Source organism: Geomonas sp. RF6, assembly GCF_021044625.1.
In the GTDB taxonomy this organism is placed as follows: domain Bacteria; phylum Desulfobacterota; class Desulfuromonadia; order Geobacterales; family Geobacteraceae; genus RF6.
This window is the reverse complement of record NZ_CP087999.1, coordinates 4943329-4965966: the sequence shown is the minus strand read 5'-3', so window position 1 is coordinate 4965966 and position 22638 is coordinate 4943329. Positions and strand designations below refer to the sequence as shown.

The 22638-nt window shown below is 59.0% G+C and carries 20 protein-coding genes and 1 tRNA gene; 12 read left to right on the top strand and 9 right to left on the bottom strand.

Annotation, left to right across the window (positions count from 1 at the left end):
- Nucleotides 1–26: 26 nt before the first annotated feature.
- Nucleotides 27–563, bottom strand: a complete 537-nt coding sequence (rbr, locus tag LPW11_RS21060) for a rubrerythrin (RefSeq protein WP_230995829.1) — start codon at nt 561–563, stop codon at nt 27–29.
- Between the two features lie 318 nt (nt 564–881).
- On the opposite strand from rbr, the gene LPW11_RS21055 reads away from it, so the two are divergent.
- The gene (locus tag LPW11_RS21055) at nt 882–2912 is read left to right on the top strand and encodes a PAS domain-containing hybrid sensor histidine kinase/response regulator (RefSeq protein WP_230995828.1); all 2031 of its coding nucleotides are present in this window, start codon (nt 882–884) and stop codon (nt 2910–2912) included.
- 507 nt (nt 2913–3419) lie between these two features.
- Here the strand turns inward: LPW11_RS21055 and LPW11_RS22450 are convergent.
- Complete coding sequence (locus LPW11_RS22450; RefSeq protein WP_331001589.1) at nt 3420–4028, bottom strand: DnaJ domain-containing protein; 609 nt, start codon at nt 4026–4028, stop codon at nt 3420–3422.
- Between the two features lie 280 nt (nt 4029–4308).
- Here LPW11_RS22450 and LPW11_RS21040 point away from each other — a divergent pair, with 280 nt between their 5' ends.
- On the top strand, nt 4309–5421 hold the full coding sequence (locus LPW11_RS21040) for an endonuclease/exonuclease/phosphatase family protein (protein ID WP_230995827.1): 1113 nt from the start codon (nt 4309–4311) through the stop codon (nt 5419–5421).
- Between the two features lie 159 nt (nt 5422–5580).
- On the opposite strand, the gene LPW11_RS21035 is transcribed toward LPW11_RS21040, so the two are convergent.
- Entirely contained in the window at nt 5581–6480 is a 900-nt protein-coding gene (locus LPW11_RS21035) for a sigma-70 family RNA polymerase sigma factor (protein WP_230995826.1), read from the bottom strand.
- A 451-nt stretch (nt 6481–6931) separates the two neighbouring features.
- Between LPW11_RS21035 and LPW11_RS21030 the strand changes: the two genes are divergently transcribed.
- Entirely contained in the window at nt 6932–7828 is an 897-nt protein-coding gene (locus LPW11_RS21030; protein ID WP_230995825.1) for an energy transducer TonB, read from the top strand.
- Nucleotides 7829–8578: 750 nt separating this feature from the next.
- A complete protein-coding gene (locus tag LPW11_RS21025) occupies nt 8579–9283 on the top strand; it encodes an ROK family protein (protein ID WP_230995824.1) in 705 nt (234 codons plus the stop codon).
- A 9-nt stretch (nt 9284–9292) separates the two neighbouring features.
- Here LPW11_RS21025 and LPW11_RS21020 read toward each other — a convergent pair whose 3' ends face one another.
- From LPW11_RS21020 to LPW11_RS21005, 4 genes are all read right to left on the bottom strand, one after another.
- Entirely contained in the window at nt 9293–10147 is an 855-nt protein-coding gene (locus tag LPW11_RS21020; protein WP_230995823.1) for a sulfurtransferase, read from the bottom strand.
- A gap of 104 nt (nt 10148–10251) precedes the next feature.
- On the bottom strand, nt 10252–10884 hold the full coding sequence (locus tag LPW11_RS21015; RefSeq protein ID WP_230995822.1) for a LysE/ArgO family amino acid transporter: 633 nt from the start codon (nt 10882–10884) through the stop codon (nt 10252–10254).
- Nucleotides 10885–11245: 361 nt separating this feature from the next.
- The gene (locus tag LPW11_RS21010; RefSeq protein WP_230995821.1) at nt 11246–11509 is read right to left on the bottom strand and encodes a hypothetical protein; all 264 of its coding nucleotides are present in this window, start codon (nt 11507–11509) and stop codon (nt 11246–11248) included.
- Nucleotides 11510–11767: 258 nt separating this feature from the next.
- A complete protein-coding gene (locus LPW11_RS21005) occupies nt 11768–12034 on the bottom strand; it encodes a hypothetical protein (protein WP_230995820.1) in 267 nt (88 codons plus the stop codon).
- 230 nt (nt 12035–12264) lie between these two features.
- On the opposite strand from LPW11_RS21005, the gene LPW11_RS21000 reads away from it, so the two are divergent.
- The 3 genes from LPW11_RS21000 (at nt 12265) to LPW11_RS20990 (ending at nt 15243) form a co-directional block, all read left to right on the top strand.
- Nucleotides 12265–12738, top strand: coding sequence for a MarR family winged helix-turn-helix transcriptional regulator (locus tag LPW11_RS21000; protein WP_230995819.1), 474 nt, complete (start codon nt 12265–12267; stop codon nt 12736–12738).
- Nucleotides 12739–12824: 86 nt separating this feature from the next.
- A complete protein-coding gene (locus LPW11_RS20995) occupies nt 12825–13640 on the top strand; it encodes a DUF169 domain-containing protein (protein ID WP_230995818.1) in 816 nt (271 codons plus the stop codon).
- A gap of 1075 nt (nt 13641–14715) precedes the next feature.
- Nucleotides 14716–15243 carry a PEP-CTERM sorting domain-containing protein gene (locus LPW11_RS20990; RefSeq protein ID WP_230995817.1) on the top strand — a complete coding sequence of 176 codons (528 nt, stop codon included), beginning with the start codon at nt 14716–14718 and terminating at the stop codon, nt 15241–15243.
- 175 nt (nt 15244–15418) lie between these two features.
- Here the strand turns inward: LPW11_RS20990 and tsaA are convergent, their stop codons facing one another.
- Together tsaA and LPW11_RS20980 are read right to left on the bottom strand one after the other, a co-directional pair.
- Nucleotides 15419–15940: a tRNA (N6-threonylcarbamoyladenosine(37)-N6)-methyltransferase TrmO gene (gene tsaA / locus LPW11_RS20985; RefSeq protein WP_230995816.1), complete on the bottom strand. Its 522-nt coding sequence runs from the start codon at nt 15938–15940 to the stop codon at nt 15419–15421.
- Between the two features lie 100 nt (nt 15941–16040).
- On the bottom strand, nt 16041–18284 hold the full coding sequence (locus LPW11_RS20980) for a vitamin B12-dependent ribonucleotide reductase (protein WP_230995815.1): 2244 nt from the start codon (nt 18282–18284) through the stop codon (nt 16041–16043).
- Between the two features lie 418 nt (nt 18285–18702).
- On the opposite strand from LPW11_RS20980, the gene LPW11_RS20975 reads away from it, so the two are divergent.
- The 5 genes from LPW11_RS20975 (at nt 18703) to LPW11_RS20955 (ending at nt 22612) form a co-directional block, all read left to right on the top strand.
- On the top strand, nt 18703–19770 hold the full coding sequence (locus LPW11_RS20975) for a GGDEF domain-containing protein (protein ID WP_230995814.1): 1068 nt from the start codon (nt 18703–18705) through the stop codon (nt 19768–19770).
- Between the two features lie 116 nt (nt 19771–19886).
- A complete protein-coding gene (locus LPW11_RS20970; RefSeq protein ID WP_230995813.1) occupies nt 19887–21074 on the top strand; it encodes a right-handed parallel beta-helix repeat-containing protein in 1188 nt (395 codons plus the stop codon).
- A 41-nt stretch (nt 21075–21115) separates the two neighbouring features.
- Nucleotides 21116–21835: a ribonuclease PH gene (gene rph, locus LPW11_RS20965; RefSeq protein WP_230995812.1), complete on the top strand. Its 720-nt coding sequence runs from the start codon at nt 21116–21118 to the stop codon at nt 21833–21835.
- Nucleotides 21832–22425, top strand: a complete 594-nt coding sequence (locus LPW11_RS20960) for an XTP/dITP diphosphatase (protein ID WP_230995811.1) — start codon at nt 21832–21834, stop codon at nt 22423–22425. Before rph ends, LPW11_RS20960 begins: the two co-directional genes overlap by 4 nt.
- Before the next feature lie 109 nt (nt 22426–22534).
- A tRNA-Pro gene (locus LPW11_RS20955) sits at nt 22535–22612 on the top strand.
- Nucleotides 22613–22638: the final 26 nt, after the last annotated feature.

The following is a 22638-nucleotide window of genomic DNA, read 5'->3' as shown; positions in this document are numbered from 1 at the left end:
TTTCAATTCGACTTCTGCAGAACCGTCTAGTAATGGTCCTCGACGAGCTCGAAGTACGCCTGGGGATGGTTGCACACCGGGCAACATTTCGGTGCTTCAGTCGATTGATGCAGATGCCCGCAATTTCTGCATCTCCAGCGCACGGTCTCGCCTTTGGCGAAGAAGGTCTGCGCCTCCACTTCAGCAAGGAGCTTGAGGAAGCGCTCCTGGTGCGCTTTTTCTATCGCCGCTATTCCTTCAAAGAGGGCGGCGATTTCCGCAAAACCTTCTTCCCTCGCTTCCCTGGCCATGCGCGGATACATGTCGGAGTGCTCATCGAGCTCACCGGCGGCAGATGCACGAAGGTTGTCGATGGTTGATCCGATTCCGGCGAGATGCTTGAGGTGCAGCTTCGCGTGCTCCTTCTCGTTGTCGGCAGTCTCCTGGAAAATGGCGGCGATCTTCTCGTACCCTTCTTTTTTCGCCACAGAAGCGAAGTAGGTGTACTTGTTTCGTGCCTGAGATTCGCCGGCGAAAGCTTCCATCAGGTTCTTTTCCGTCTTGCTCCCTTTGATGTCGGGCATTACTTTTCCTCCTCTTCATTACATTTGGATGTGAAACATGAGCGTCCGGAGCAGGTCTGTCACCTGCAGCCGGAGTAAGTGAGAATGCAGGATGCAGCCGGCAGCTATTCTACACAGCTCCTCATTTATTGCAATTGCTGTTTGTCACAAGGATGGAGTGCGTGAAATCGCAGGAGCTTTGTGATCCTTGCCACACGTTGGCGGACAAGTTGATGATCAAGCTATATTTGTTCCCTCCTTTTTGCTATATTCGCGGCTCCCATTGTACATCGATTGCCGATTCTCTGGAACCGCATCCCTTCACCGCCGGGGTAACAAATGGTAAATGAGAGCCTTGATCCGTCCGAGGATAATGGCACGTCGAGAGCGTGCTGCATGGTCTCCAGTCTCGACCTAGCCAACAGCTGCCGTCTGATCGACCACATCCTCGCACAGACACCGAACCCCACCTGGATATCCGACCGCTCCGGCACCCTCATCAGGATAAACCGCGCCTGTCTCCAACTGCTCAACGTGACAGAAGACGACGTAGTCGGCAAATACAACGTCCTCCAGGACAACCTTGTCAGGGAGCAGGGCTTTCTCCCTCTGGTGGAACGGGTTTTCGAGCTCGGGGAGACCGCCCGCTTCGAGATCAGGTACGACAGCTCGAGAGTGGAGCACCTCCAGTTGGAGAAGCATGCCCGGGTGACACTGGACGTCACCATCTTTGCCGTCAACGACGAGGGCGGTATCGTCACCAACGCCGTTATCCAGCATATCGACATCACGGCCCGCAGGGAGTCGGAGGAAGCGCTCGAGCGCGCAAATGCCGAGCTGGAGGCGCGGGTCGAGGCAAGAACCGCGGAACTTGCGGCGGCACACCGGGCCTTGCGTGACAGCGAGGAGTTGTTCCGTACCCTCTGTGCGGCCGCACCGATCGGGATTTTCATGACCGGTGCAGACGGAAATTGCATTTACGCAAACCCCCGGCTGCGGGATCTTCTCGGCGCCGGCGCAGAAGACGCTCAAGGGGTATCGTGGTCCGGCATCCTTTATCCTGAAGATCGGGAACGGATACTGTCGTCGTGGAGTACTGCGGTCGCTGCAGGAGCGCCCTTCGAGCACGAGTTTCAGATACCGAACGGACAGCGACCGGTGTGGGTACGGGGGCTCGCGCATCCATATTTTTCCCCCGGCGGAGGGGTAGCCGGGTATGTCGGCATAATCGATGACATAACTGAGCAGCGGCAGGCGCGCGAGGAGATGCTGAGAACCCAGAAGCTCGAGTCTCTCGGGGTACTGGCAGGCGGCATCGCCCACGACTTCAACAATGTCCTCACCATCATCCTCGGCTATGTCTCTCTGGCCCGCTCCCGTACCTCCGAGGTGGAGGTGGTCGAGCATCTCAGGGAGAGTGAGCGGGGTATTGTGCGTGCACGGGGGCTGACCCAGCAACTCCTGACCTTCGCCCGCGGCGGAAAACCTGTTCGCAAGACGGTGTTGCTGAATGATCTTCTGCACGATGCCGTCACTTTCGCTGCACTCGGCTCGAACGTGCGTTGCGATTTCCGGCTGGCGCCTGAAAAACTTCTTCTCCAGGCCGATGAGGGGCAGTTGGGGCAGGTGGTGCACAACCTGGTGCTGAACGCTATTCAAGCTATGCCCGAGGGGGGGAGCGTCACCGTCGAGTCACTCCGCTCCCTCACTGCGAGTGGGGAGCCCACCGTCAGCTTCTCGATTCGTGACACCGGTACCGGGATTGCCGAAAACATCAGGTCAAAGATTTTTGATCCCTACTTCAGCACCAAAAAAGGGAGCGGGTTGGGGCTCACCAGCTGTTATTCCATCATCAAGAACCACGACGGAAAGATCCGCGTCGATTCGGTCCCGGGGCTGGGCACCTCCTTCACCGTCACGCTTCCAGCCTGTCCTCCACAACCGTCACCTGAGCCGGTCACACTTTCCAACGGGCAGACGGGGTGCGGACGGATCCTGCTCATGGACGATGAGCCGCTGATACGCGAGGTGGGGCAGGCACTCCTCGAGCAACTCGGCTACCGGGTCGACGTTGTGGCGGATGGCGAGGCGGCGCTGGTTGCCTACCGCCGCAGCCTAAGGGAGAGCAGCAGGTATGCCGCCGTCATCATGGATCTCACGGTACCGGGCGGGATGGGGGGGAAGGAAGTTGTTTCGGCCCTCCTTCTCGAGGACCCCGCCGTAAAGGCAGTGGTATCGAGCGGGTACGCTGACGACCCTGTAATGGCGGAGTTCCGGGAATACGGGTTCAGCGGCGTGCTGGTGAAGCCGTACAGCGCGGATGATCTGAGCCACGTCATCAGTGCTGTCGTTGGCAGCGCAGAAACCTGAGTGGGGCATGGCCACGTCGTGCCCCATGGAGGAGATGCTCGGATAACGAAAATCCCCCCTGTCCCCCCTTCGCAAAGGGGGGAACGCAGTAGCGCTTCTCGTTTGAGAGCCGACACTCCCCAAGTTCCGAATTGCCGGAAGAACAACAGCCTACCTTCGTCCCTTCGATGGAACCATCCCAGTCTCCCGCACTAGGAGTGCTCGGTGTGTCGCGTTCCCCCCTTGGCGAAGGTTCATCCGGGAATTCCGGGAATTGAGCCCGGTCGCTTCCGTTGACGTGAGGGGACACTACTGGCGCCGCGCTGGAGCACAGGCTTCCCAGCCTGTACCGCGGCGCCAGCCGCGCGGCCTGTGGCGGCTGCGCCGCCATCGCAGGCAAGATGCCTACGCTCCAGCGTGGGGGCACCGGGATTCTTTGTAGCGCGTTCCCCTGAATTCCCGGAAGACCCTTTGCGAAGGGGCGACAGGGGGGATTTCCCTTGGTTTGGCAACCCTCTGTTGTTCCGGTCAGTCATCCGGTACTATTCGCAGCCTGAGAAAAAGGTCACCGTCGGCACCTCCTTCTTGACCGGGGCTGCCATGTCCGCGCAATATGATGAATGACCCGGCAGTCGCGCCGCGAGGCACTTCCACCACCAGGAACTCGCGCACCCTCTGGGTTGCGCCGTAGCTGTCGCGGAGAACCCTGACGAGCTCTATGGTCTTGAAGGCGCCACGCCGGGCATCGTCCACCGGTATCTCCAAAATCACCTCACGATCTTCTCCGCGTCGCCCCCATCCTCCACCTGAAAGTGCCTCTGCTGAATCTCTTGAAACAACTCCATGAAGGCCGTGCTCGCCGCTGCGCGGGGAGGGGTGCCCCGCATCCCTCGGACGCCAGAGATCGGCAGGCCACCGGAAAATGCCTTTCTGGTCCCTGTCGTACTGCCGGCGCTTCTCCGCATCTCCCAGTATCTCGTAAGCCGCAGCGATCTCCTTGAACTTGTCCTCCGCTCCCGGAGAGCCGTTGACATCGGGGTGATATCTCTGGGCAAGCCTTCGATACGCTTTCAGTATCTCTTCCTGCTGCGCACCTTTACTGACTCCAAGTGCCTTGTAGAAGTCTTTCCGGACCATTTCGTGTCCCGCCAATCCTCGTCCCTGCCATAGTCCACGATGCCGCCATTACCGCCAAAGGGCATTACATCACTTTTCTCCCTGCACTTCCAGTAGGTTATTATCTCGACGTCAATGCAGCCGGCGCCGGGATGACTGACGTCGCTCCGCGAGCTGCAGCTTCCCCTGACCTCATTGACATCTCTTCCTCTTGTAACTACAAAAAGCAATGGTAGAGATATCACGTGAAATCGTTGTTTTACGGTTAGGCACACCACCTCTCAAAGTCCGGAGGCACTCCATGCGGATCGCTTCATTCAATCTGGAGAACCTGTTTTCTCGCGCGCGTATCATGAACCTCGAGGACTGGAGCGCGGGCGCCGGGATACTGACGGAGTTCAGCCGTCTCAACACCCTGTTGCAAAAGGAAACGTACACGGAAGCGGACAAAAAGGAGATACTGGCCTCCATCGAGACTCTCGGCATGCTGGGACGCAACGAGGGTGAGTACGTCATCCTCCGTGAATGCCGTGGATGCCTCATCAAAAGAGGAAAAAACCGCCCGCCGGAAATTGTTGCAGACGGTCGGGATGATTGGGTGGGATGGCTCGAACTGAAGACGGAGGCTGTCGACGATATCGCTGTTCGAATGACGGCGAAGGTGGTCAAAGACGTTGGAGCCGACATCCTCGCTGTCATAGAGGCGGAAGACAGGATCGCCTTGCGTCATTTCAACGATCAACTCCTGAAGCCGGTCGGCGCGGCATACGACGGCATCATGCTGATCGACGGCAATGACGACAGAGGGATAGATGTGGGGCTCCTGACAAAGGGACAATACGAAATAGAGTCGATGGTGAGCCATGTGGATGATAAAAGGAGTGGCCGGAGAATCTTCAGCCGCGACTGCCCCGAATACTTCGTGAAGTGCGAAGGGGAGAGACCGCTCCTGATACTCGTCAACCACCTGAAGAGCAAAGGGTATGGCGCCCAGGATGACTCAGACCAGCGCCGAAAGGTGCAGGCTGAAAGAGTGCGGGAGATATACGACCTCAGGCGCTCACAAGGGTACGAATTTGTGGCGGTGGTTGGGGACTTCAACGACACCCCTGACAGCGGGCCTCTCTCTCCGCTCCTTTCGGGTAATTCGGAGCTCAAGGACATTTTCGATCATCCTCTCTTTGAAGGAGACGGGCGCCCCGGAACCTTTGCAAACGGGGCGAAATCAAACAAGATTGATTACATACTCCTTTCGCCCGCGCTGTTTCAACGCGTGACTCGCGGCGGCGTGTGGCGCAAAGGGGTGTGGGGTGGTGCCAACGGGACCCTTTTCCCCCACTACGAAGAGATCACCCAAGCTTCTCACGCCGCTTCCGACCATGCCGCGATATGGGTTGACATGGACCTCGGCTGATCGCAGAGAAATCCCTCTCGCTCTGGGCACGGTATGGATGGGACAGGGCGGCCGGGAGTACGCGGAAGGAGAAATAGAGGTGCAGATCTGAATCGGATTGGAACTGACCACTCATCAGTCAACCGTGACACAGGGATGGGCTCAAAGGAGGCTAAAGGATCAGCATTTGAGGTGTTCTTCGCAAAACCGCATCATCTTTTTCTGAATGGACATCCTGTACTGGTGGATAAGCTGCCTGCTCATCCCTTTTTTCTCTTCGGATGATACTCTGGCTGAACGTTCCAACATGCAGATTTGTTTCTCCTTCTCCGTCAGTTTGTTGAATTCCGCATCGTAAGCATCTTCAAGCTCCTTGATCTCGATGTACCTTTCGGGATTGCTGCCATTCTCGTCAACGAGCAAGTCGGCATACTCTGTCCCGTCATCCTCGCTCAGTCGCTTGTTGAGTGACAATGCATCTTCCATCTCGCTCAAGAGATCCAGCACCACTTTCTCTTCACATTCCATTTCGCGCGCTATTTCTGCGGGGGAAGGTTCATACCCATGCAGGGTGGTAAATCTGCTTATGATCGACCGCATCCTGTTCATGCGCTCGACGTGCCTCACAGGTGAGCGGACAGTCTTGTTCTGATTTGCAATGGCCCGTCCGATACACTGACGGATCCACCATTTTGCATAGGTGATGAACCGGATGTCTCTATTGCCATCGAATTTCTTCGCTGCGATGGTAAGGCCTATGCATCCCTCCTGGACGTAATCGGAAAACTTCAAGTGCCCTTCGTAATACCTTCTCGCTATCTGGATCACCAGACTCAGGTTGGACTTCACGAGCTTGTCCAATGCTGCCTGGTCCCCCTGCCTAATTCTCGCTGCCAGATCGAATTCTTCATCCTTGCTGAGCAAAGGGCCGATCGCTTTCTTCAGGCACGCCAACGGATCGTCCATAGAAGTCGGTTTGCAGACCTCGCCAGGATCGTCTTCCTCCTCCATTTCCAGCGCGATCAGATCCGTCTTCGTCGGCTGTGCATCATCAAGATCGTCTGAGTCTGGATCAAACATGGCGTGTTATTCCTGGGCGTGATTTTCAGCACAGCTCTAGCAGAGAGATCGCTGATCGGGTGGCGACGATTAGGCGGGGATACTCTGTTTGACCGCCTGCATGCTCATTTACTCCGACTAAAATCAATTTTCAAGCACATTAATAAAAAAAGCAAATTTGTATTCAATAATTCTATGTCACAACTGGGGACAGAAGACCTCGTAAAAGGCAGTTTCAGGCGAGAGGCAAGCTATGGCAGTACGACCGCGGCCTCCGCCCATAGTTATCTGCAGTAACCGCTGAGAGTGCGCATCAAGACCACGTAGAAAAGTGCTGCCATCAAAGAGCTGGCCATCGTGTGAGTGTCTGCAATAATTATTATCTGGTCGTACTCTTGAGGCATCCCGGCGGATGCACAGGTGCTTAGAAATGTCCCAGCATCGATAAGACAATGGCCGTGGGCGGAGAGAGATGTCTGATAAATACGTGGAAAAAAGCTTTCTGTACCTGATATTTCTCTCCGTCCTGCTACACGTGGCGATTTTTACGGCTTTGCTGCACCTTGCTCCTGAGCGAAAACCTCCCGCCCCGGAACCTCAGATGCTGGACCTGAACGACTTCAGAGAGCTCCCGCCTATAAAGCCGAAGAAGGAGGTGGAGACGAAAAGGCGCGGGGCGCAGAAACGCCGTGTGCCCAGGGAGGTGGCGCCGAAGGGGGAGTCGGAGTTTGGGCGGGGCGAGCAGAAGAGGGACACGGTTTCCCCCGCCGAAAAGCATCTGACGGAACGAGGAAGCCGCGGCAGGGTACCGCGCCGCGCGCCGCCGGTGGGGCCTGCGCCTTCTGCGGAGACGCCTGGTGAGTCTTCTGCCGAAGGTACTGCTCGCGCTACGCCCCGTGGCGAAGGATTGTTCAAGCCAAAGGGGGAGACGGGGCAGGGGGGGGAGATCGCCAAGCTCTTTCCCAGCGGCCGAAGCCTCGCGCGGACCGAGGAGAGCTACCGCAAGAAGTACGGACCCGAAGTGGAAGACGGCACAGCCAGCTTCCTCAACTCCGACGACATCCTCTTCGGGTCCTTTCTGATGCACTTCGAAAGGGCGGTCTATGGGGTCTGGCACTACCCGCAGGCGGCGGCCGAACAGGGGATTCAGGGGGTGACGCCGGTGAAGATCACCTTCAACAGGCGGGGAGAAATCGAGAAAGTAGAGCTGCTGGAAACCTCCGGCAGCAGGATCCTCGACAACGAGGTTCTGCGCACCCTCCGGATGATAGGCAGGGTCGGTTCATTCCCAAAGTCGTACCAGCACGAGACCTTCAACCTCATCGCCTTCTTCCACTACAAAATCGGCGGAGGCAGGCTTTTGCGGTAGCACGGCAAATAGCGACAGCGGTGGGTTCGTGCTTAGGGGCTCATCCGAGAGTTCCGAGGAGCTTAGCGCCGCACAAGACCTAGCGTCCCCCCCTTTGCGAAGGTTCATCCGTGAATGGTGAGGAAAAGGTAGTCTCTTTAAACGAAGCGCCGCACCGACCTCGCGTCCCCCCCTTTGCAAAGACTCATCCGAGAATTCCGGGGAAGCCGTAGTATGTTCCAATGATGGGCCGCACGAGGCCTCGCGTCCCCCCCTTTGCGAAGGGGGGACAGGGGGGATTTGACCTGACCAAAGCCGTCCTGCAAAGTGCGCAACTCAAGGAATTTGATTCCACCTTGCAAGAAACTGGTGGGGCCTATGTCGTTGATCTTTAGATCGCCGCAGCACTGCGTTCGACGACCGAGAGCGTTAAACGGGCTGCGGTTCTGGAGGAGACTTGAAGATCAAATCCCCCCTGCCCCCCCTTCGCAAAGGGGGGAACGTTAGGCCTTCTGCAGTGCTTCGTGGCAATGTATCCACGCTCCCCCGGATCCCTGGGATGAACCTTCGCAAAGGGGGGACGCGAGGTCGCGTGCGGCGCCTCGTTGAACATACTACGGCTTCCCCGGATCCGATTGGACCTTCGCCAAATGAGGACGTGAAAGCCTCGCCTACTCCTTTGAGGGTCCTATGAGGCAGGCTGTAATTCGTCGTGCTACAGTATTCTAAGTATCGGCAACCTATTCCGGTGAGGCTTCGGCAGAGGTTCATATGAACGTTTTGGTCGTCGACATTGGCGGGAATAACGTCAAGATGATGGCAACAGGGCAGAAGGAGCCGCGGAAATTCCCGTCAGGTACAGCATTGACCGCGCAGCAGATGGTCTCCGGTGTTTTGAAGGCGGTCGAGGGCTGGGAATTCGAAGCCGTCTCCCTCGGCTACCCCGGCCCTGTCCTTCGCGGACGCCCTGTCCTGGAGCCGGTCAACCTCGGGTTCGGATGGGTCGGGTTCGATTTCCAGGCTGCCTTCGGGCGTCCCGTCAAGGTCATCAACGACGCCGCGATGCAGGCGCTGGGGAGCTATGAGGGGGGTAAGATGCTCTTCCTCGGGCTTGGCACCGGCCTTGGCTCCGCCCTGATCGTCGATGGCATCATCGTCCCGATGGAACTGGGGCACCTGCCGTACCGGAAGGGGACCTTCGAGGAGTACGTGGGGCGGCGCGGGAGGATGCGGATGGGGAAGCAGAAATGGCGGCACTGCGTGGAAGACGTAGTAAAAAGGCTTGTCGCAGCCTTACTGCCGGAAGATGTAGTCCTCGGAGGAGGCGAAGTCCACAAGCTGAAAGAATTGCCCCCGGGGTGCCGGGCAGGGGACAACGCCAATGCATTCCGCGGCGGTTTCCGCTTGTGGGAGCAGACCGCTGAACTCGGTGTTTTTATTCCTCCGGGCCCCGGCACTGACGTCGCCCACTCCTAGTCAAAAGCGTCACTCCCCAGCGGCTACAGGCCTGTCCCCTTTTGTGATCCAGTCGCTCCAGGAACCTGAGTAGAGGCGAGGCATGCGGTTGCCGCAGTGCACGAAGGAAAGGATGCTCTGTGCAGCAGTGACGCCGGAGCCGCAATAAAAGATCGTCTTCTCCGCCGGCGTCTCCCCTGTTTTTACCTCAAATTGCCGCCGTAACTCCTCTGCTGTCTTTAGCTTCCCGTCCGGCGCGATATTGTCGACAAAGGGAGCCGAAATCGCGCCCGGAATATGCCCCGCCACCGGATCGATAGTCTCGTTTTCCCCGCGGAAGCGGTCTGACGCACGGGCATCGACAATGACCGTCGAAGGATCCCCTATCCTCTCCATTACGTCCTCTGCGACAACCACCAAACCGTCATTGAACCTGGGGCTGAAATCGCCGCGCTCGTTCGTGCGGCTCCCCGATTCCACCGACAGCCCGAGGCTCGTCCAACGCTGGTACCCTCCATCCAACACGGCAACAGCAGCGTGCCCTGCCCATTTTAGCAACCACCACAAACGCGCGGCCGCCATCTGCCCCGCCTGGTAGTCATACGCCACCACCTGCGAATCGCTGGAGATCCCGAGTCGGGAGAAAGTTCTTGCTACGGCGTCTTTGTGCGGCAACGGGTGCCGCCCGGTCAGAAGAGGGACGACCTCGCCGGAGAGATCCTTCTCGAGGTCGGCGTACACCGCGTTCTCGATGTGATTGGCCAGGTACTCCTTGTGGCCTTGCTCCTTGTCGGCCAGCTGGAACCGGCAGTCTATGAATACCCAACCGCCGTCTCCCAGATGCTTTGCTGCTTCCTCGCACGAAATGATCGTCTCAAACGGCATCGTCTTTCTCCTCCTCGATGGGGCGGGTTTTGCGCTGCCACGCTTCCGCTAACTGCGAAATTACCCCTGCCAGCGAATCATACTTCTGCTATACAGCGTTCGACTTAGATGGAGCATGCCAGCTTGATGGCGATTCCCCACATCGTGCAGCCGACAACGATGTCGAGGAGGCGCCATGCTAAAGGGTTGCGGAAGAGGGGAGCCAGCATGCGCGCGCCATAGCCGAGGGTGTAGAACCAGGCGAATGAGGCGGAGATGGCTCCTGCCGCAAAGAGGAGGCGTGACTGCCCCGCGTATTGCCCTGCAACGCTTCCGAGGAGGATCACAGTGTCGAGGAAGGCGTGCGGATTGAGGAGGCTCAGGGAAACCGTCGTTACCAGAACCTCCGCAAACTGTGCAGGCCCCTTTGCATCAGGAATTGCCTCAAGCATCCCCGGTCTCGCGGCCGCCGCGAAGGAGCGCAGGCCGTAGGCGGACAGAAAGAGGACACCTCCCCACAGCGTTACGGTCATGAGGAGCGGGGAAGTGGCGACAACCGAGCTGAATCCGCCGGCACCAAGAGAAATGAGAAGGGCATCGCACAGAAAGGAGATCGTGCTCACCGTGAAGACATGCTGGTTCTTTAGCCCCTGTCTGAGCACGAAGGCATTCTGGCTGCCGATAGCGACGATGAGGCTCGCCCCAAGACCGAAGCCTGTGACTGTCGGGGAGAGCGCGAGTGGATAGGCAGATATCATGTGGAAGGGCCCGTTGCTGGAATAGGTGTTGCCAAGCGTGCAACTTTAGGACGATTCGCCGCACGATGCAACTGCAAGATGGACGTGGAGGCAAAACGACTGTTGGAGTCAACGATAGGATATGACCACCGGTATTCGTGGAGAAAGAGGGACCGATCATGTGCGGGGCCGGCGGCAGGAAGCGGGCTGCACGTGCGGTCCTTTCGCCTGCGCGCCGTCACATATCGACGTGGTGATGCCCAGGTGACGAAAGCAGCAAATGGAAGCAACTTCCCATTTCCCCCCCCTGTGAAGGGGAGGGAACGGGTCTGGATGGTGGCTGACTTGACAACAGAAAAAGCAGGTCCCTGCATTCGGCGCTTTAGAAGAGCGTCCTCCCTACGCCGCCAAGAACCGCCACTCCGATGGCGATGACTCCCAGTATTATGCCTGCGATGCTCATGATCCCTCCGCCCACCCGCGGCGACGCGGCCATCATCAAGCCTATTCCACCGAGTGGGATCGCTAGCACGCCGCAGACGACAGCGAGTATGCCATGCCCTGCAAAGGTCAGAAAGAAACTCAGAAACGCCGCGATAAGAGACGCTACGGCGAGAGCACCTGTTTTTTGTTCAGTAACAACCATTCTGTTTCCTCCTCGTGACGTGGTAATGCGCGCGGTGAAGCACCATATAAATTATAGCTACATCGAGGAGCGATGGCAGGTTGCAGCGGAACTTGGGGGGAGCATCTGCGGCTGAGTGGCGGGGAATAGACACCGGAGGCTATGCGAAAAGCTTGTGGAAGGGGGGAGAAGTCCGATGATGTGCCGAAGGGGCCGCGTCTGCGGATTCAGGCTGAGACGCGACCCCCTGAACAGCTGGGACTGGCATCGGTGCAGGATCTAGTCGTGGCCGAAAACCATCTTCTGGACTTCTACTCCGTCAAACCGGTTCAGCGTTCCCGCAAGCTCCTTGTACTTCGTAGCATCCCCTACCATTTCCAGGAGAATGAGACCCGAGCCGGCGCAATAGTTGTCGGACACCTCGTGAAGCCCGATCCTCGTTTTGATATTGCAGCCATAAGCCGTCAGAACCTTCTGGACCTCCGGAGCATCTTTTACCCTGTTTTGCAGGTGAATACCCAAGACGACGTGGTTGTCTTTTTCCATACGATTTCTCCTTTTCTTGTTGCCGAGATGTCCTCTTTAGTCGCGGGGGGGCGGATACGGGAGTGTTTGCTAGGTGATCGAAAGGATCAAAGGTAATTTATACCGCAAAACTCTCCACCGCTCCGGAAAATATTATTTTGCCGTGGGGGTGGAGAAGAGCTTTGGCCCACCCGAACATTCAGTTGACAATCAGTTGTCAATGTTGCAACTTGCTGCCAACGGGGGGGGAGATGAGACACACGCCTGAAGGAGCCGATTTCACGAAGCTCATATTGGAGACATTTCGTCTCAATGGTGCCCTGATTGCTGCTGGCGACCAGTTGGTGGGTGTTCTGGGGCTGACGAGCGCGAGGTGGCAGGTTCTTGGTTCTGTATATGAAGGCCCGGCAACAGTGGCCGAGATTGCACGCCGGATGGGACTTACCAGGCAAAACGTCCAGCGCATCGCCGACTACCTGGCCAAAGACGGATTCGTCACGACGTCTGCCAACCCCGCACATCGCCGGGCAAAACTGTACTCGCTGACACCGCACGGAAAAAGCGTGATGGAGGAAGTGAGGAATCGTCAGGCGGAGTGGGCAAACCGTATTGCCGACGGAATCGGCACCACCCGAATCGGCGAGGCTATTTCGGTGATGACGGTGCTGACGAAACGGCTGGAGCACGGCTTGGCAAGGAGAAGGCATCAGGATGATGTCGACTGACGCACCGGTCTTGAACGGGAGAGGACGCCTGCACATCCTGTGGGCGTCGGGGCAGAGATCGTAACCATCAGAAAAGGAGAAGCAGGATGGACTCGGAGATTGCGAAGGTGTTGAGGTTGGAAACCGAGCCGGTGGCACTAATCTTCTCGGACGAGAAGCCGGAGGGAGCCGCACAATTCAAGGCGGGTGCTCCGTCCTGTGTCATGTTCATGTTTGCCTCGGCAGCCCGCGGCAATACGGCGGTTTTTGATCGTGAGTCCTATGCGTGCCCCGGTGGCGGGATCGGGCTGGGCTTTGGCAACGCGTATGAGAAGTTCCCCGGTGGCCTCCCCGGTTTTTGTCGGTTTCTCTCGACCGGGAACGAAAAGGATCCTGCCGGCAAAGCGATCGGTGAGGGGATGAAGGCGGCGGGTGCACCTGCCGGTTTCGTCGAGCACTTCCTGCATGGCGAGCGGTACAAGCAGACGCCCGATTTGGCGAATCAGTTCGTAAAGGCTTTGCCGATCACCGAGGTGCCGACGCAGTATGTAGTGATGAAACCGCTGTCGAAGGTCGACCCCGCGCAGGAGGAACCCGTTTCCGTCACCTTCCTGGTAAACGCGGATCAGCTCTCAGCATTGGTGATTTTCGCCAACTACGACCGCCCCGGCCTGGAAAACGTAGCAATCCCCTATGCTGCCGCCTGCCAGGTCATGGGGATACTCTCCTACAAAGAGGCGCAGTCGGAGAATCCCCGCTGCCTGATCGGCCTCACCGACATTTCGGCCCGGAAGAACCTGAAAAGCCAGGGCTGCGCCGACAAGCTAACATTCACCGTCCCGTTCCGGCGCCTGCGCCAGATGGAATCGGGTGTGGAAGGTAGCTTCCTGCAGGGGAACACCTGGGCAGGCGTAGTGGAGTGATAAAGGGCGGGGGTCAGGTCTTGAATTATCAGGTTTTTGATCAGCACCGCGTCTGGCCGAACTGAGAGGGAACCGACTCGCCTCAAAACCTTATATTTCAAGACCTGACCCCCTGGACCTGACCCCCTGGAATGACCCCCTGGAATGACCCCCTGGAATGTGACCTCCTGGAATGTGACCCCCTGGAATGTGACCCCCTGGAATGTGACCCCCTGGACTGTGACCCCCTGGACTGTGACCCCCTGGACTGACGGCACCGTCGATCGCTCTGGTTCCGGAGCCTGCAACCGCTGTCATGCTCTTCGCGGGGCCTGCAGTGGTTTCCTTGTTAGAAAGAAACTTCCGCCCCGACGGATCTTCTTCGAGACGCTCAGCGCCAGGCGCATCCAAGGTTGGCGTTTTACTCGGTCGGAGGGCGCGCTCACGCTGCTGGAGAAGTAAAAGGAACTCTCCCGTGTCCGCTAGCAAATCAATTTTCCATCGTCGTTCACCTCGTAGCCCGTGTGATCTTCCCTACCTCAAGTTATAGAAGCTATATCCCAGCGTCCCGCATTGAAAAAGATGCAGAGCTATTGGTTAAAGCTGATATGGCGCTTGATTTAGGTGAGCCGTGCCATCATCTCCACCATTTCTCACCAATATTCCCACTCACGATGTATCCTGCACATTGCCAACTATACAACCATCGGTACAGCTAAAACATACCTTGACCCAATGTTCATTAGCCATTTTACTTGTAGGACGCTGGCCACGAAGATGCGCATCTGCTGTTGCGGCGTTCTTTTCTATGGCGGTGGTAAATTAGACCACCATCTGTCTTTTGAGTCGTGCCATTTGCGGTGATGGGTGAGCGACTCCCATGATCGGTCCGCCCTGCCTCTTATGATAGCTGCACCTGCCTCCTCACCGTCAAGCATTGAGGTGCGGCTAGTCGAGGTCGGAAGCCGATCGCGAGCCGGGCACTTATTCTGTTCCGGCTCCGCCTGATGGGAATCTGTGGTGGAAAGATGCATGTCCTTTGCTCGCAGTTCCACTGAGATCCGAGAAAGAATCTCCAACAGTCAAAGGGGGACGCATGAGAAACACACTTATGGTACTCACTTTTCTGGCGATGCTGGCGCACGCCGCAGTCGCATCGGCAACGGTCTGGACGGTATCGGAGCATCCACACTACGGCTTCGGGCGAGGCGCCACCTACCAGACAACCCTCGACCTTGCCACAGATGGATTCACGCCTGGTGACTCCGTGCTCGGGGCCCTCCTTTTACTCGACTTCTCCGGGCCCGGCCACGTCAAATGGATCTCCGTGGACTCCGATTTGCGTCACTACCCTGCCTTTGTCAGTACCGACTTCTTCGCTTTCTTCCTCCAGGGAAGCACCCTGAGTGACGGCAGGGTTGACCTAACCGTCACCGCGAAGGACAGGCCCTCGCGGTGGCTCGATGATGTTTCATTCACCCTTGATGATATCGTCCTCACCGCAGTCGGGCGCGAGGCGGAGACGGCACCTGTCCCTGAGCCCGCAACTGTGATCTGTCTCAGCATCGGATGCTTCGGTGTTGCCATCTATGGCAAGCGGCGCAAAGGGGGCGTTTCAGCGTGATCCTCTCGCCCTGAAGCACTTTCGAGAGGTATGTGCCTCCTCGGCATCTGGGCACCTGCGACAGTCTGTGGGTGATCGTGCGCGGAAACTCTTTGATGCTACTTCAGACGTGAAAAAAGCCCTCTGTATGCCGGAGGGCTTTTTGTCTGGCGATTATGCCGCTGGTGCTTTCCTGCTATCTCGGCCTGCGCGGTCCCGGCGCTGAAAAACGACCGGATGCTGCGTCGAGTTCGTCTATCCAGCCGGCCCTGGAATCCGGGAAGGCGTCGGCGTACGGGACGTACGGCTTGATGTCCAGAACGGGTGTGCCATCGAGGAGGTCCACTCCCCGAAGGTGCAGCGTCTTTCCTTCGACGCTGACTAACTCTACGGCGGAGAGGCCGATGGAATTCGGACGGTGCGGCGACCTAGTGGCGAGGACGCCGCGCTTCGGGCCGCCGCGGGGGGGCTTCACACTGCTTTTCCACCCGTCATTCCGATGAAAGTCGAAGATGAGCCACAGCCTCTCGAAGCCGCTGAGGTCCTGAACGACCTTCTCGTCCAGCCAATCCTCTAGTACCAGCGTGGCTGTAGCGAGATTTCCGGTTGCCGTGCCGGCCACGACCGTACCTTGATGGGGGGCATCGAGGCGGCTGGAATAGGGGGAACGGAGAAGACCGATGGGGCGATAGGTGAAACGGGAATTCTCTTGCGTCATTTCTATTGCTTCTTGCTCGATATGAGTTTCAGGCAAAAGGAAAGCCCTCGTTGACTCCGAGGGCTTTCCTTTTCTTGTTAATACTGCAGATCGTTATACCCTACGCGCACTCGGAGTAGCCGCACACGCGGCAGACGGCGCAGCCCCCTTCATGCTCCACTACGCCGCCGCACTCGGGGCAGGCACCGCGCTCGAAGGTCGGTTTCTCGACCGTCTCTGCGTGGCCGGTGAGGACCAGGTGGGACTGGATTGCTTTGGCGACTGCGTCGGCGCAGGAGAGGACCTTGTTCTCGCCGAAGCCGGCCGGGGAGTGGCAGGAGATGCCGAGGAGCTGCTTCACGACGCTTCTTCCCTGGATGCCGCTTCGCCATGCCAGGGACACCATGCGCCCGATCGCTTCGCACTGCGATGCGGCGCAGCCGCCCGCCTTACCCATGGTGGTGAAGACTTCGAAGAGGCCGCTGTTGTCTTCGTTGATGGTGATGTACAGCGGGCCACAGCCGGTCTGCATCTGATAGGTCCACCCTTTAAGGGCTTTCGGACGTACCTTTTTGATGGTGCGCTTCTCTTCGGCGGACATGGCAGGAGCCGCCACCGGTGCCGCTTCTTCTTTCTTGGCGCCGGTGGAGAGGACCTGCTCGTCGCGGGAGCCGTCACGGTAGATCGTCACACCCTTGCAGTTGGACTCGTAGGCGAGGCGGTACACCTGCTCGACGTCCTGAATCGTTGCGGTGTTCGGGAAGTTCACCGTCTTGGAGACCGCGTTGTCGGTGTAGCGCTGGAAGGCGGCCTGCATGTTGATGTGCTCTTCCGGGGTGATGTCGTGGGCGGTGACGAAAACGTCGCGCACTTCCTGCGGAATCAGGGTGATGTCCTGGATGTGGCCGTGCTGCGCGATCTTCTGCATGAGCTCCTGGGAGTAGTAGCCACCTTCCTTCGCCACCTTCTCGAAGATCGGATTGACTTCCACCAGGATGTTCTTGTCCATGACCTGGCGCACGTAGGAGACAGCAAAGAGGGGCTCGACGCCGGAGGAGCAGTTTGCGATGATGGAGATCGTCCCGGTCGGGGCGATCGTCGTCACCGTGGCGTTACGCACCGGGGCCGCGCCCGGGCGGTCGTAGATGGAGCCTTTGAAGTTGGGGAAGGGGCCGCGGGCGACTGCGAGGTCGCGGGATGCCTGGTGCCCGACTTCGTTGATGAACTTCATGATCTTCTCGCCGAGGGCGACTGCCTCGTCGGAGTTGTACGGGATGTTCAGCATGATGAGCATGTCGGCCCATCCCATGACGCCGAGGCCGATCTTCCTGTTGGAGCGGGTCATCTCGTCGATCTGCGGGAGTGGGTAGTTGTTCACTTCGATGACGTTGTCGAGGAAGTGCACCGCGCTCTGCACGGTGTCCTTCAGCTTCTCCCAGTTCACCGCGCCGTTGGCCACCATCTTACCGAGGTTGATGGAGCCGAGGTTGCAGGACTCGTACGGGAGGAGCGGCTGCTCGCCGCAGGGGTTGGTGGACTCGATCTCGCCGATGTGCGGGGTCGGGTTGTCCTTGTTGAGCCTGTCGAGGAAGATGATCCCCGGCTCGCCGTTTTCCCACGCCTGCTTCACGATGCGGGAGAAGACCTTCGGCGCGTTCAGCGTCCCGGCGGGCTTGCCGTCGCGCGGGTTGATGAGGGTGTAGTCGGCACCGGCGTCAACGGCCTTCATGAACTCCTCGGTGATGCCGACGGAGATGTTGAAGTTGTTGAGCTGCTTCTGGTCCGCCTTGCACATGATGAAGTCCATGATGTCCGGGTGGTCCACGCGCAGGATCGCCATGTTGGCGCCGCGGCGGGTGCCACCCTGCTTGATCGTCTCGGTGGCGACGTCAAAGACCCTCATGAAGGAGAGGGGGCCGGAGGAGATGCCGGTGGTGGACATGACGGTGTCGTTTGCCGGGCGAAGCCTCGAGAAGGAGAAGCCGGTGCCGCCGCCGGACTTGTGGATCAGCGCGGTGTTCTTGACCGATTCGAAAATCTCCTCCATGGAGTCGCCGACCGGAAGAACGAAGCAGGCAGAGAGCTGCCCGAGCTCCCGACCCGCGTTCATCAGGGTAGGGGAGTTGGGGAGGAACTCGAAACGGGTCATCATCCCGTAGAACTTTTCGGTGAGGGCATCCAGATTGGCGGAGGGATCGAAGACGGCGTCAGCCGCGGCGATGGAGCGCGCCACGCGGCGGAACATGTCGGCAGGAGTTTCCAGCGGCTTGCCGGAAGCATCCCGCTTCAGATAGCGTTTTTCGAGTACCTTCAGTGCGTTTTCGGAAAGCGCCGGTGCGCTCCCCTTCTCTGCCGTCTTTTTCATAACCTTTCGTTCTCCTTAAATAAATTGCAGTTTGCAATGAAACATCTTTGATACCACATTTAGTGGCGGCATGGGAATAAACCACAAGATGTATGGCAAAGTCAAGCGATTATAGATTAAAAATGGGGCGTCGCTGGAAGGGCAGGAAGTGACGCGGTTTTTGGCTGCGCGCCCCTCGTAAGGCTCGTTTTCCTGTCGAAGAAGAGGGGGGCGGGGGTGGGGGGAGCTCCGAACGGGGACCCCTATATATGGTGGTGGCTGAGGTGACGGTGGACTGCCGGAAACGCTGCGCTTATTCCGGCCTACATGAACTCCTGCGGTCAGCGACTCACCGTCCGGATGGGAGGGGGTTAGAGGTTTGCAATCGCTCGGCCTTTGTGCTATTAGTGGACTCCATTTTCCGCCGGCCAGGAGAGTTATGCACCAGTGTGAAAGCTGCAGCAAGGAAGCTCTCGAATCGCAGGTAAAGGCGCTCAAGGATCTCATCGAGGTGGCAAAGGCGGTTGTGTCGACGCTCGACCTCGATACGGTCCTCCAGGCCATACTGAACAGCGCGATGGGTTTTGCCCAGACTCCGGCCGGGAGCGTGGCGCTGTACTACGACCAGAAGCGGGAGCTATCCCTCCACGCCCACGCGGGGCTCACCGCCGACTTCGTGAAGAAGGAGCGCTGGACGGTCACGCCGGGTGGGCTCACCGAGCAGGTACTGGCCGGGGGCGAGATCTATTTCGTGGAGGACATCCAGGAAACCTCCTTCTACAACAGCGGCATTGTGCTGGAAGAGGGGATCCGCTCCATGATCTGCGTGCCGCTCGTTTTCCAGAACCGCACCATGGGGCTTTTGTACCTGGACGACTTCGTGCCGAGGCAGTTCGACCGGGAGAAGCTGAACCTCCTCTCCATCCTCGCCTCCTTTGCCGCCATGGCGATCTTCAACGCCACGCTGCACAAGCGCACGAAGCTCATGGCGATCACCGACGCTCTCACGGGGCTGCACAACCACCGCTACTTCAAGCAGTACTTCAGGCAGGAGTTCGGGCGGGCCAAGAGGTACCACAAGCCGTTTTCCATCATCATGCTGGACGTCGACGACTTCAAGTCCTTCAACGACAGCTACGGCCACGCCACGGGGGACAAGGTACTCATCGCCATGGGGTCCTCCATCCTGGAGACAATCCGCTCCGTTGATGTCGGGTTCCGCTACGGCGGCGAGGAGTTCATCGTCATCCTGCCGGAGACGAGGCTCGAAAGCGCGATCCAGGTGGCGGAGCGGCTGCGCGAGAATGTGATGAACGGGACGACAAAGGCTCTGCGCGGCCAGATAAGCCGCGGGGTCACCGTCAGCATCGGAGTGGCGAGCTACCCGGAAAACACCGATCGCCTGGATGAGCTTTTCAATATTGTAGATACCCTCCTTTTCCAGGCGAAGAAGGAAGGAAAGAACAAGGTGCACTTCAAGCAGGGCCGACTGATTCCGGGGCTGTGAGCCCGGAGTCTCCCTCTCCGCAGCAAGGCGCCGTCGCGGTGGCTGCGGCCGCTGAAGACTCTCCTACAGGAAGGCGCGCCCCCCGCATCATAATTACCCCCACCAAAGGATGAGGCATGAAATCTCCTCGTTGCACCACGACCGGGCACTTTCCTTGCGCGAACGGAGCAGGCGCGCCCGCCTCCAAGCTGCGCCCTTTGCACGGCAGGCTCTGCCGCAGCGCATTCCTTGCATTTCCCCTTTTACTCTCACTGTACCTCCCCGCCCGTGCAGAGACCCCGGGGGCGGTGCCGGGTGCGGAGGGAAAGGGTGACGTCGTGACGCTCGCTGCTGCCACCTACCGGGAGCGGGTCATCAGCGAGGACACCGTCTGGCGCGGCGAGGTGAAGGTGGAGGGGGCGGTGGCGATTGCGTCGCAGGCGACCTTGAGGATAGAGCCTGGAACCGTTGTCCGCTTCAGGCGCGGTGCGTCGTCGGCCGGAGTCCTTATGGTGCAGGGGCGGCTTGTCGCCGTCGGCACCGCAGAGGCTCCCATACTCTTTGCCGGGAGCGCGCCGCGGGCACAGGGTGGCGAGTGGCAGGGGATCATGCTACTCGGCACCGAGAAGAAGAATCTCCTGGAGCAGTGCCGGATAGAGGGGGCATCCACGGGGGTGGAGATCCTTTACTCCAGCGCGACGCTCAAAAAGGTCTCCGCTACGCAGTGCCGCACCGGCGCAGTGGTCCAGGACTCCTTCGTCACCATGGATGGGTGCGCGTTCTCCGGATGCGACACCGGCGTCTCTCTGCGCGAGAGCGAGGTGGAGAACTACCGGGGGACCTTCTCCGGCAACGGGCAGGGGATCGTCGCACGCGGCGGGTCGCTCTATCTCTCCGAGGCGGAGATATCCGGCAACCGGGGTACGGCACTTTTCGGGATCAACGCACGGCTAAAGATCACTGGCGGGAGCGTCAGTGACAACGGCAGCGGCTTTTTCCTCTCCGGGTGCGAAGGGGTGATATCTGGGATGAAGGTCAGCGCCAGCCGCGAGATGGCCCTCGCGCTCTCTCACTCGCGCATGCGAATCACCGGGAACGAAATCACCAGAAACGGCGGGACGGGGATCTGGGTAGACGACGGGTCGGCAGTCGCGTGGGGGAATGCCATCTTCCAAAATGGAGGGCATGACCTGTACAATGCCGGTAGTGAAGAATTCCGCGCGCCGGGGAACTGGTTCGGCGGAGGTGAGCCGAAAGTTTTCGAAAATGAGGGACGCGGTCGCGTCATTCTCGCTCCGATCCTCGGGGCACGGCCGCATATGTAGAATAAACGGGCGCCCACTGCGCCAAGAGAAAAGGAAGGTACATGACAAGGAAAGACGGGCGCAAGCCCGATGAGTTGAGAAAGATCACGATTACCCGCGGCTTCCTGCAGCGCGCCGAGGGTTCGGTGCTGGTGGAATTTGGCGACACGAAGGTCATCTGCAACGCGACGGTGGAGAACCAGGTCCCTCCCTTCCTGCGCGGCAAGGGGAGCGGGTGGGTTACTGCGGAGTACAGCATGCTGCCGCGTGCGACCCATTCCCGCAACCAGCGCGAATCGGCGAAGGGGAAACTGACCGGGCGCACCCACGAAATCCAGCGCCTCATCGGCAGGTCGCTGCGGGCGGTGGTCGATCTCTCCCTTCTCGGGGAGCGCTCCATTCTCATCGACTGCGACGTCATCCAGGCCGACGGCGGGACCCGCACCGCTTCCATCACAGGCGCCTATGTGGCGCTCCACGACGCGCTCCAGGTCCTTCTGAAGTCGGGGGAGCTCTCCCGCAACCCGCTGAAGGAGGCGGTTGCCGCGGTCAGCGTCGGCATCGTCGGGGGAGAGGTCATGCTGGACCTCGACTATGGCGAGGATTCCGGCGCGGAGGTCGACATGAACTTTGTCATGACCTCCTCGCTGCGTTTTGTAGAGGTGCAGGGGACCGCTGAGGCGGAGCCGTTCGACATGGCCCAGATGGACGCCATGAGAGGGTCCGCCATCGCCGGGATCGAGAAGCTTTTCAAGATCCAGCAGGAGGCGATCGGTCAATGAAAGAGCTTCTGGTGGCGACAGGAAACAAGGGAAAGCTTCTGGAAGTGGCCGAGATCCTGAAAGGGTGCGTGGAGACGATCCTCTCCCCCGCCGATGTGGGGGGGATTCCCGATGTGGATGAGGACGGCGCGACCTTCGAGGAAAATGCGCTGAAAAAGGCGCGCTCCGCGGCTGCGGCGACCGGGAGACCGGTGATCGCAGACGATTCCGGGCTCTGCGTCGATGCGCTCGGCGGCGCCCCCGGAGTCATCTCCGCCCGCTATGCAGGGGAGGGAGCGACGGACCAGTTGAACAACGAAAAGCTCCTGAGAAATCTCGCGGGAGTGCCGCAGGAGAAGAGGACGGCGGCGTTTCACTGCGTGATCGCGCTCTGCCTGCCGGACGGCTCCTGCCACACCTTTGACGGCTCGGTCCCCGGAGTGATCCTTGAAGAGGGGAGGGGGGACGGAGGTTTCGGGTATGATCCCCTTTTCCTGGTGCCGCGTTTCGGGAAGACTCTGTCCGAGCTCTCCCTCGAGGAGAAGAACGCCATCAGCCACAGGGGGAACGCTCTGGCACTTCTGAAGTCGCACCTGAAGGGGGAAGGGTGAATAGCCACCTCACCGTGGGACCTTTTTGCACCTGTGTAAAGAAATCCGACATTGTTCAAAAAAGATCTTGCATGGGGTAGGGGGCTGTGCTATAAGGGTGATCTCGAATCGGGGTGTAGCGCAGCCTGGCTAGCGCACCTGCCTTGGGAGCAGGGGGTCGGAGGTTCGAATCCTCTCACCCCGACCATTGATTCGAAGAAGCGCCTGTGAGTA

Bases quoted from the DNA above. Each gene is read 5' to 3' on its own strand.
- LPW11_RS20970 (WP_230995813.1), top strand. From the start codon at position 19,887: ATGAAATCTCCTCGTTGCACCACGACCGGGCACTTTCCTTGCGCGAAC.
- LPW11_RS21020 (WP_230995823.1), bottom strand. From the start codon at position 10,147: ATGCCGTTTGAGACGATCATTTCGTGCGAGGAAGCAGCAAAGCATCTG.
- LPW11_RS21035 (WP_230995826.1), bottom strand. From the start codon at position 6,480: ATGTTTGATCCAGACTCAGACGATCTTGATGATGCACAGCCGACGAAG.
- LPW11_RS21055 (WP_230995828.1), top strand. From the start codon at position 882: ATGGTAAATGAGAGCCTTGATCCGTCCGAGGATAATGGCACGTCGAGA.
- rph (WP_230995812.1), top strand. From the start codon at position 21,116: ATGACAAGGAAAGACGGGCGCAAGCCCGATGAGTTGAGAAAGATCACG.
- LPW11_RS20975 (WP_230995814.1), top strand. From the start codon at position 18,703: ATGCACCAGTGTGAAAGCTGCAGCAAGGAAGCTCTCGAATCGCAGGTA.
- rbr (WP_230995829.1), bottom strand. From the start codon at position 563: ATGCCCGACATCAAAGGGAGCAAGACGGAAAAGAACCTGATGGAAGCT.
- tsaA (WP_230995816.1), bottom strand. From the start codon at position 15,940: ATGACGCAAGAGAATTCCCGTTTCACCTATCGCCCCATCGGTCTTCTC.
- LPW11_RS20990 (WP_230995817.1), top strand. From the start codon at position 14,716: ATGAGAAACACACTTATGGTACTCACTTTTCTGGCGATGCTGGCGCAC.
- LPW11_RS21005 (WP_230995820.1), bottom strand. From the start codon at position 12,034: ATGGAAAAAGACAACCACGTCGTCTTGGGTATTCACCTGCAAAACAGG.
- LPW11_RS21000 (WP_230995819.1), top strand. From the start codon at position 12,265: ATGAGACACACGCCTGAAGGAGCCGATTTCACGAAGCTCATATTGGAG.
- LPW11_RS20980 (WP_230995815.1), bottom strand. From the start codon at position 18,284: ATGAAAAAGACGGCAGAGAAGGGGAGCGCACCGGCGCTTTCCGAAAAC.
- LPW11_RS20960 (WP_230995811.1), top strand. From the start codon at position 21,832: ATGAAAGAGCTTCTGGTGGCGACAGGAAACAAGGGAAAGCTTCTGGAA.
- LPW11_RS21025 (WP_230995824.1), top strand. From the start codon at position 8,579: ATGAACGTTTTGGTCGTCGACATTGGCGGGAATAACGTCAAGATGATG.
- LPW11_RS21010 (WP_230995821.1), bottom strand. From the start codon at position 11,509: ATGGTTGTTACTGAACAAAAAACAGGTGCTCTCGCCGTAGCGTCTCTT.
- LPW11_RS22450 (WP_331001589.1), bottom strand. From the start codon at position 4,028: ATGGTCCGGAAAGACTTCTACAAGGCACTTGGAGTCAGTAAAGGTGCG.
- LPW11_RS21030 (WP_230995825.1), top strand. From the start codon at position 6,932: ATGTCTGATAAATACGTGGAAAAAAGCTTTCTGTACCTGATATTTCTC.
- LPW11_RS21040 (WP_230995827.1), top strand. From the start codon at position 4,309: ATGCGGATCGCTTCATTCAATCTGGAGAACCTGTTTTCTCGCGCGCGT.
- LPW11_RS21015 (WP_230995822.1), bottom strand. From the start codon at position 10,884: ATGATATCTGCCTATCCACTCGCGCTCTCCCCGACAGTCACAGGCTTC.
- LPW11_RS20995 (WP_230995818.1), top strand. From the start codon at position 12,825: ATGGACTCGGAGATTGCGAAGGTGTTGAGGTTGGAAACCGAGCCGGTG.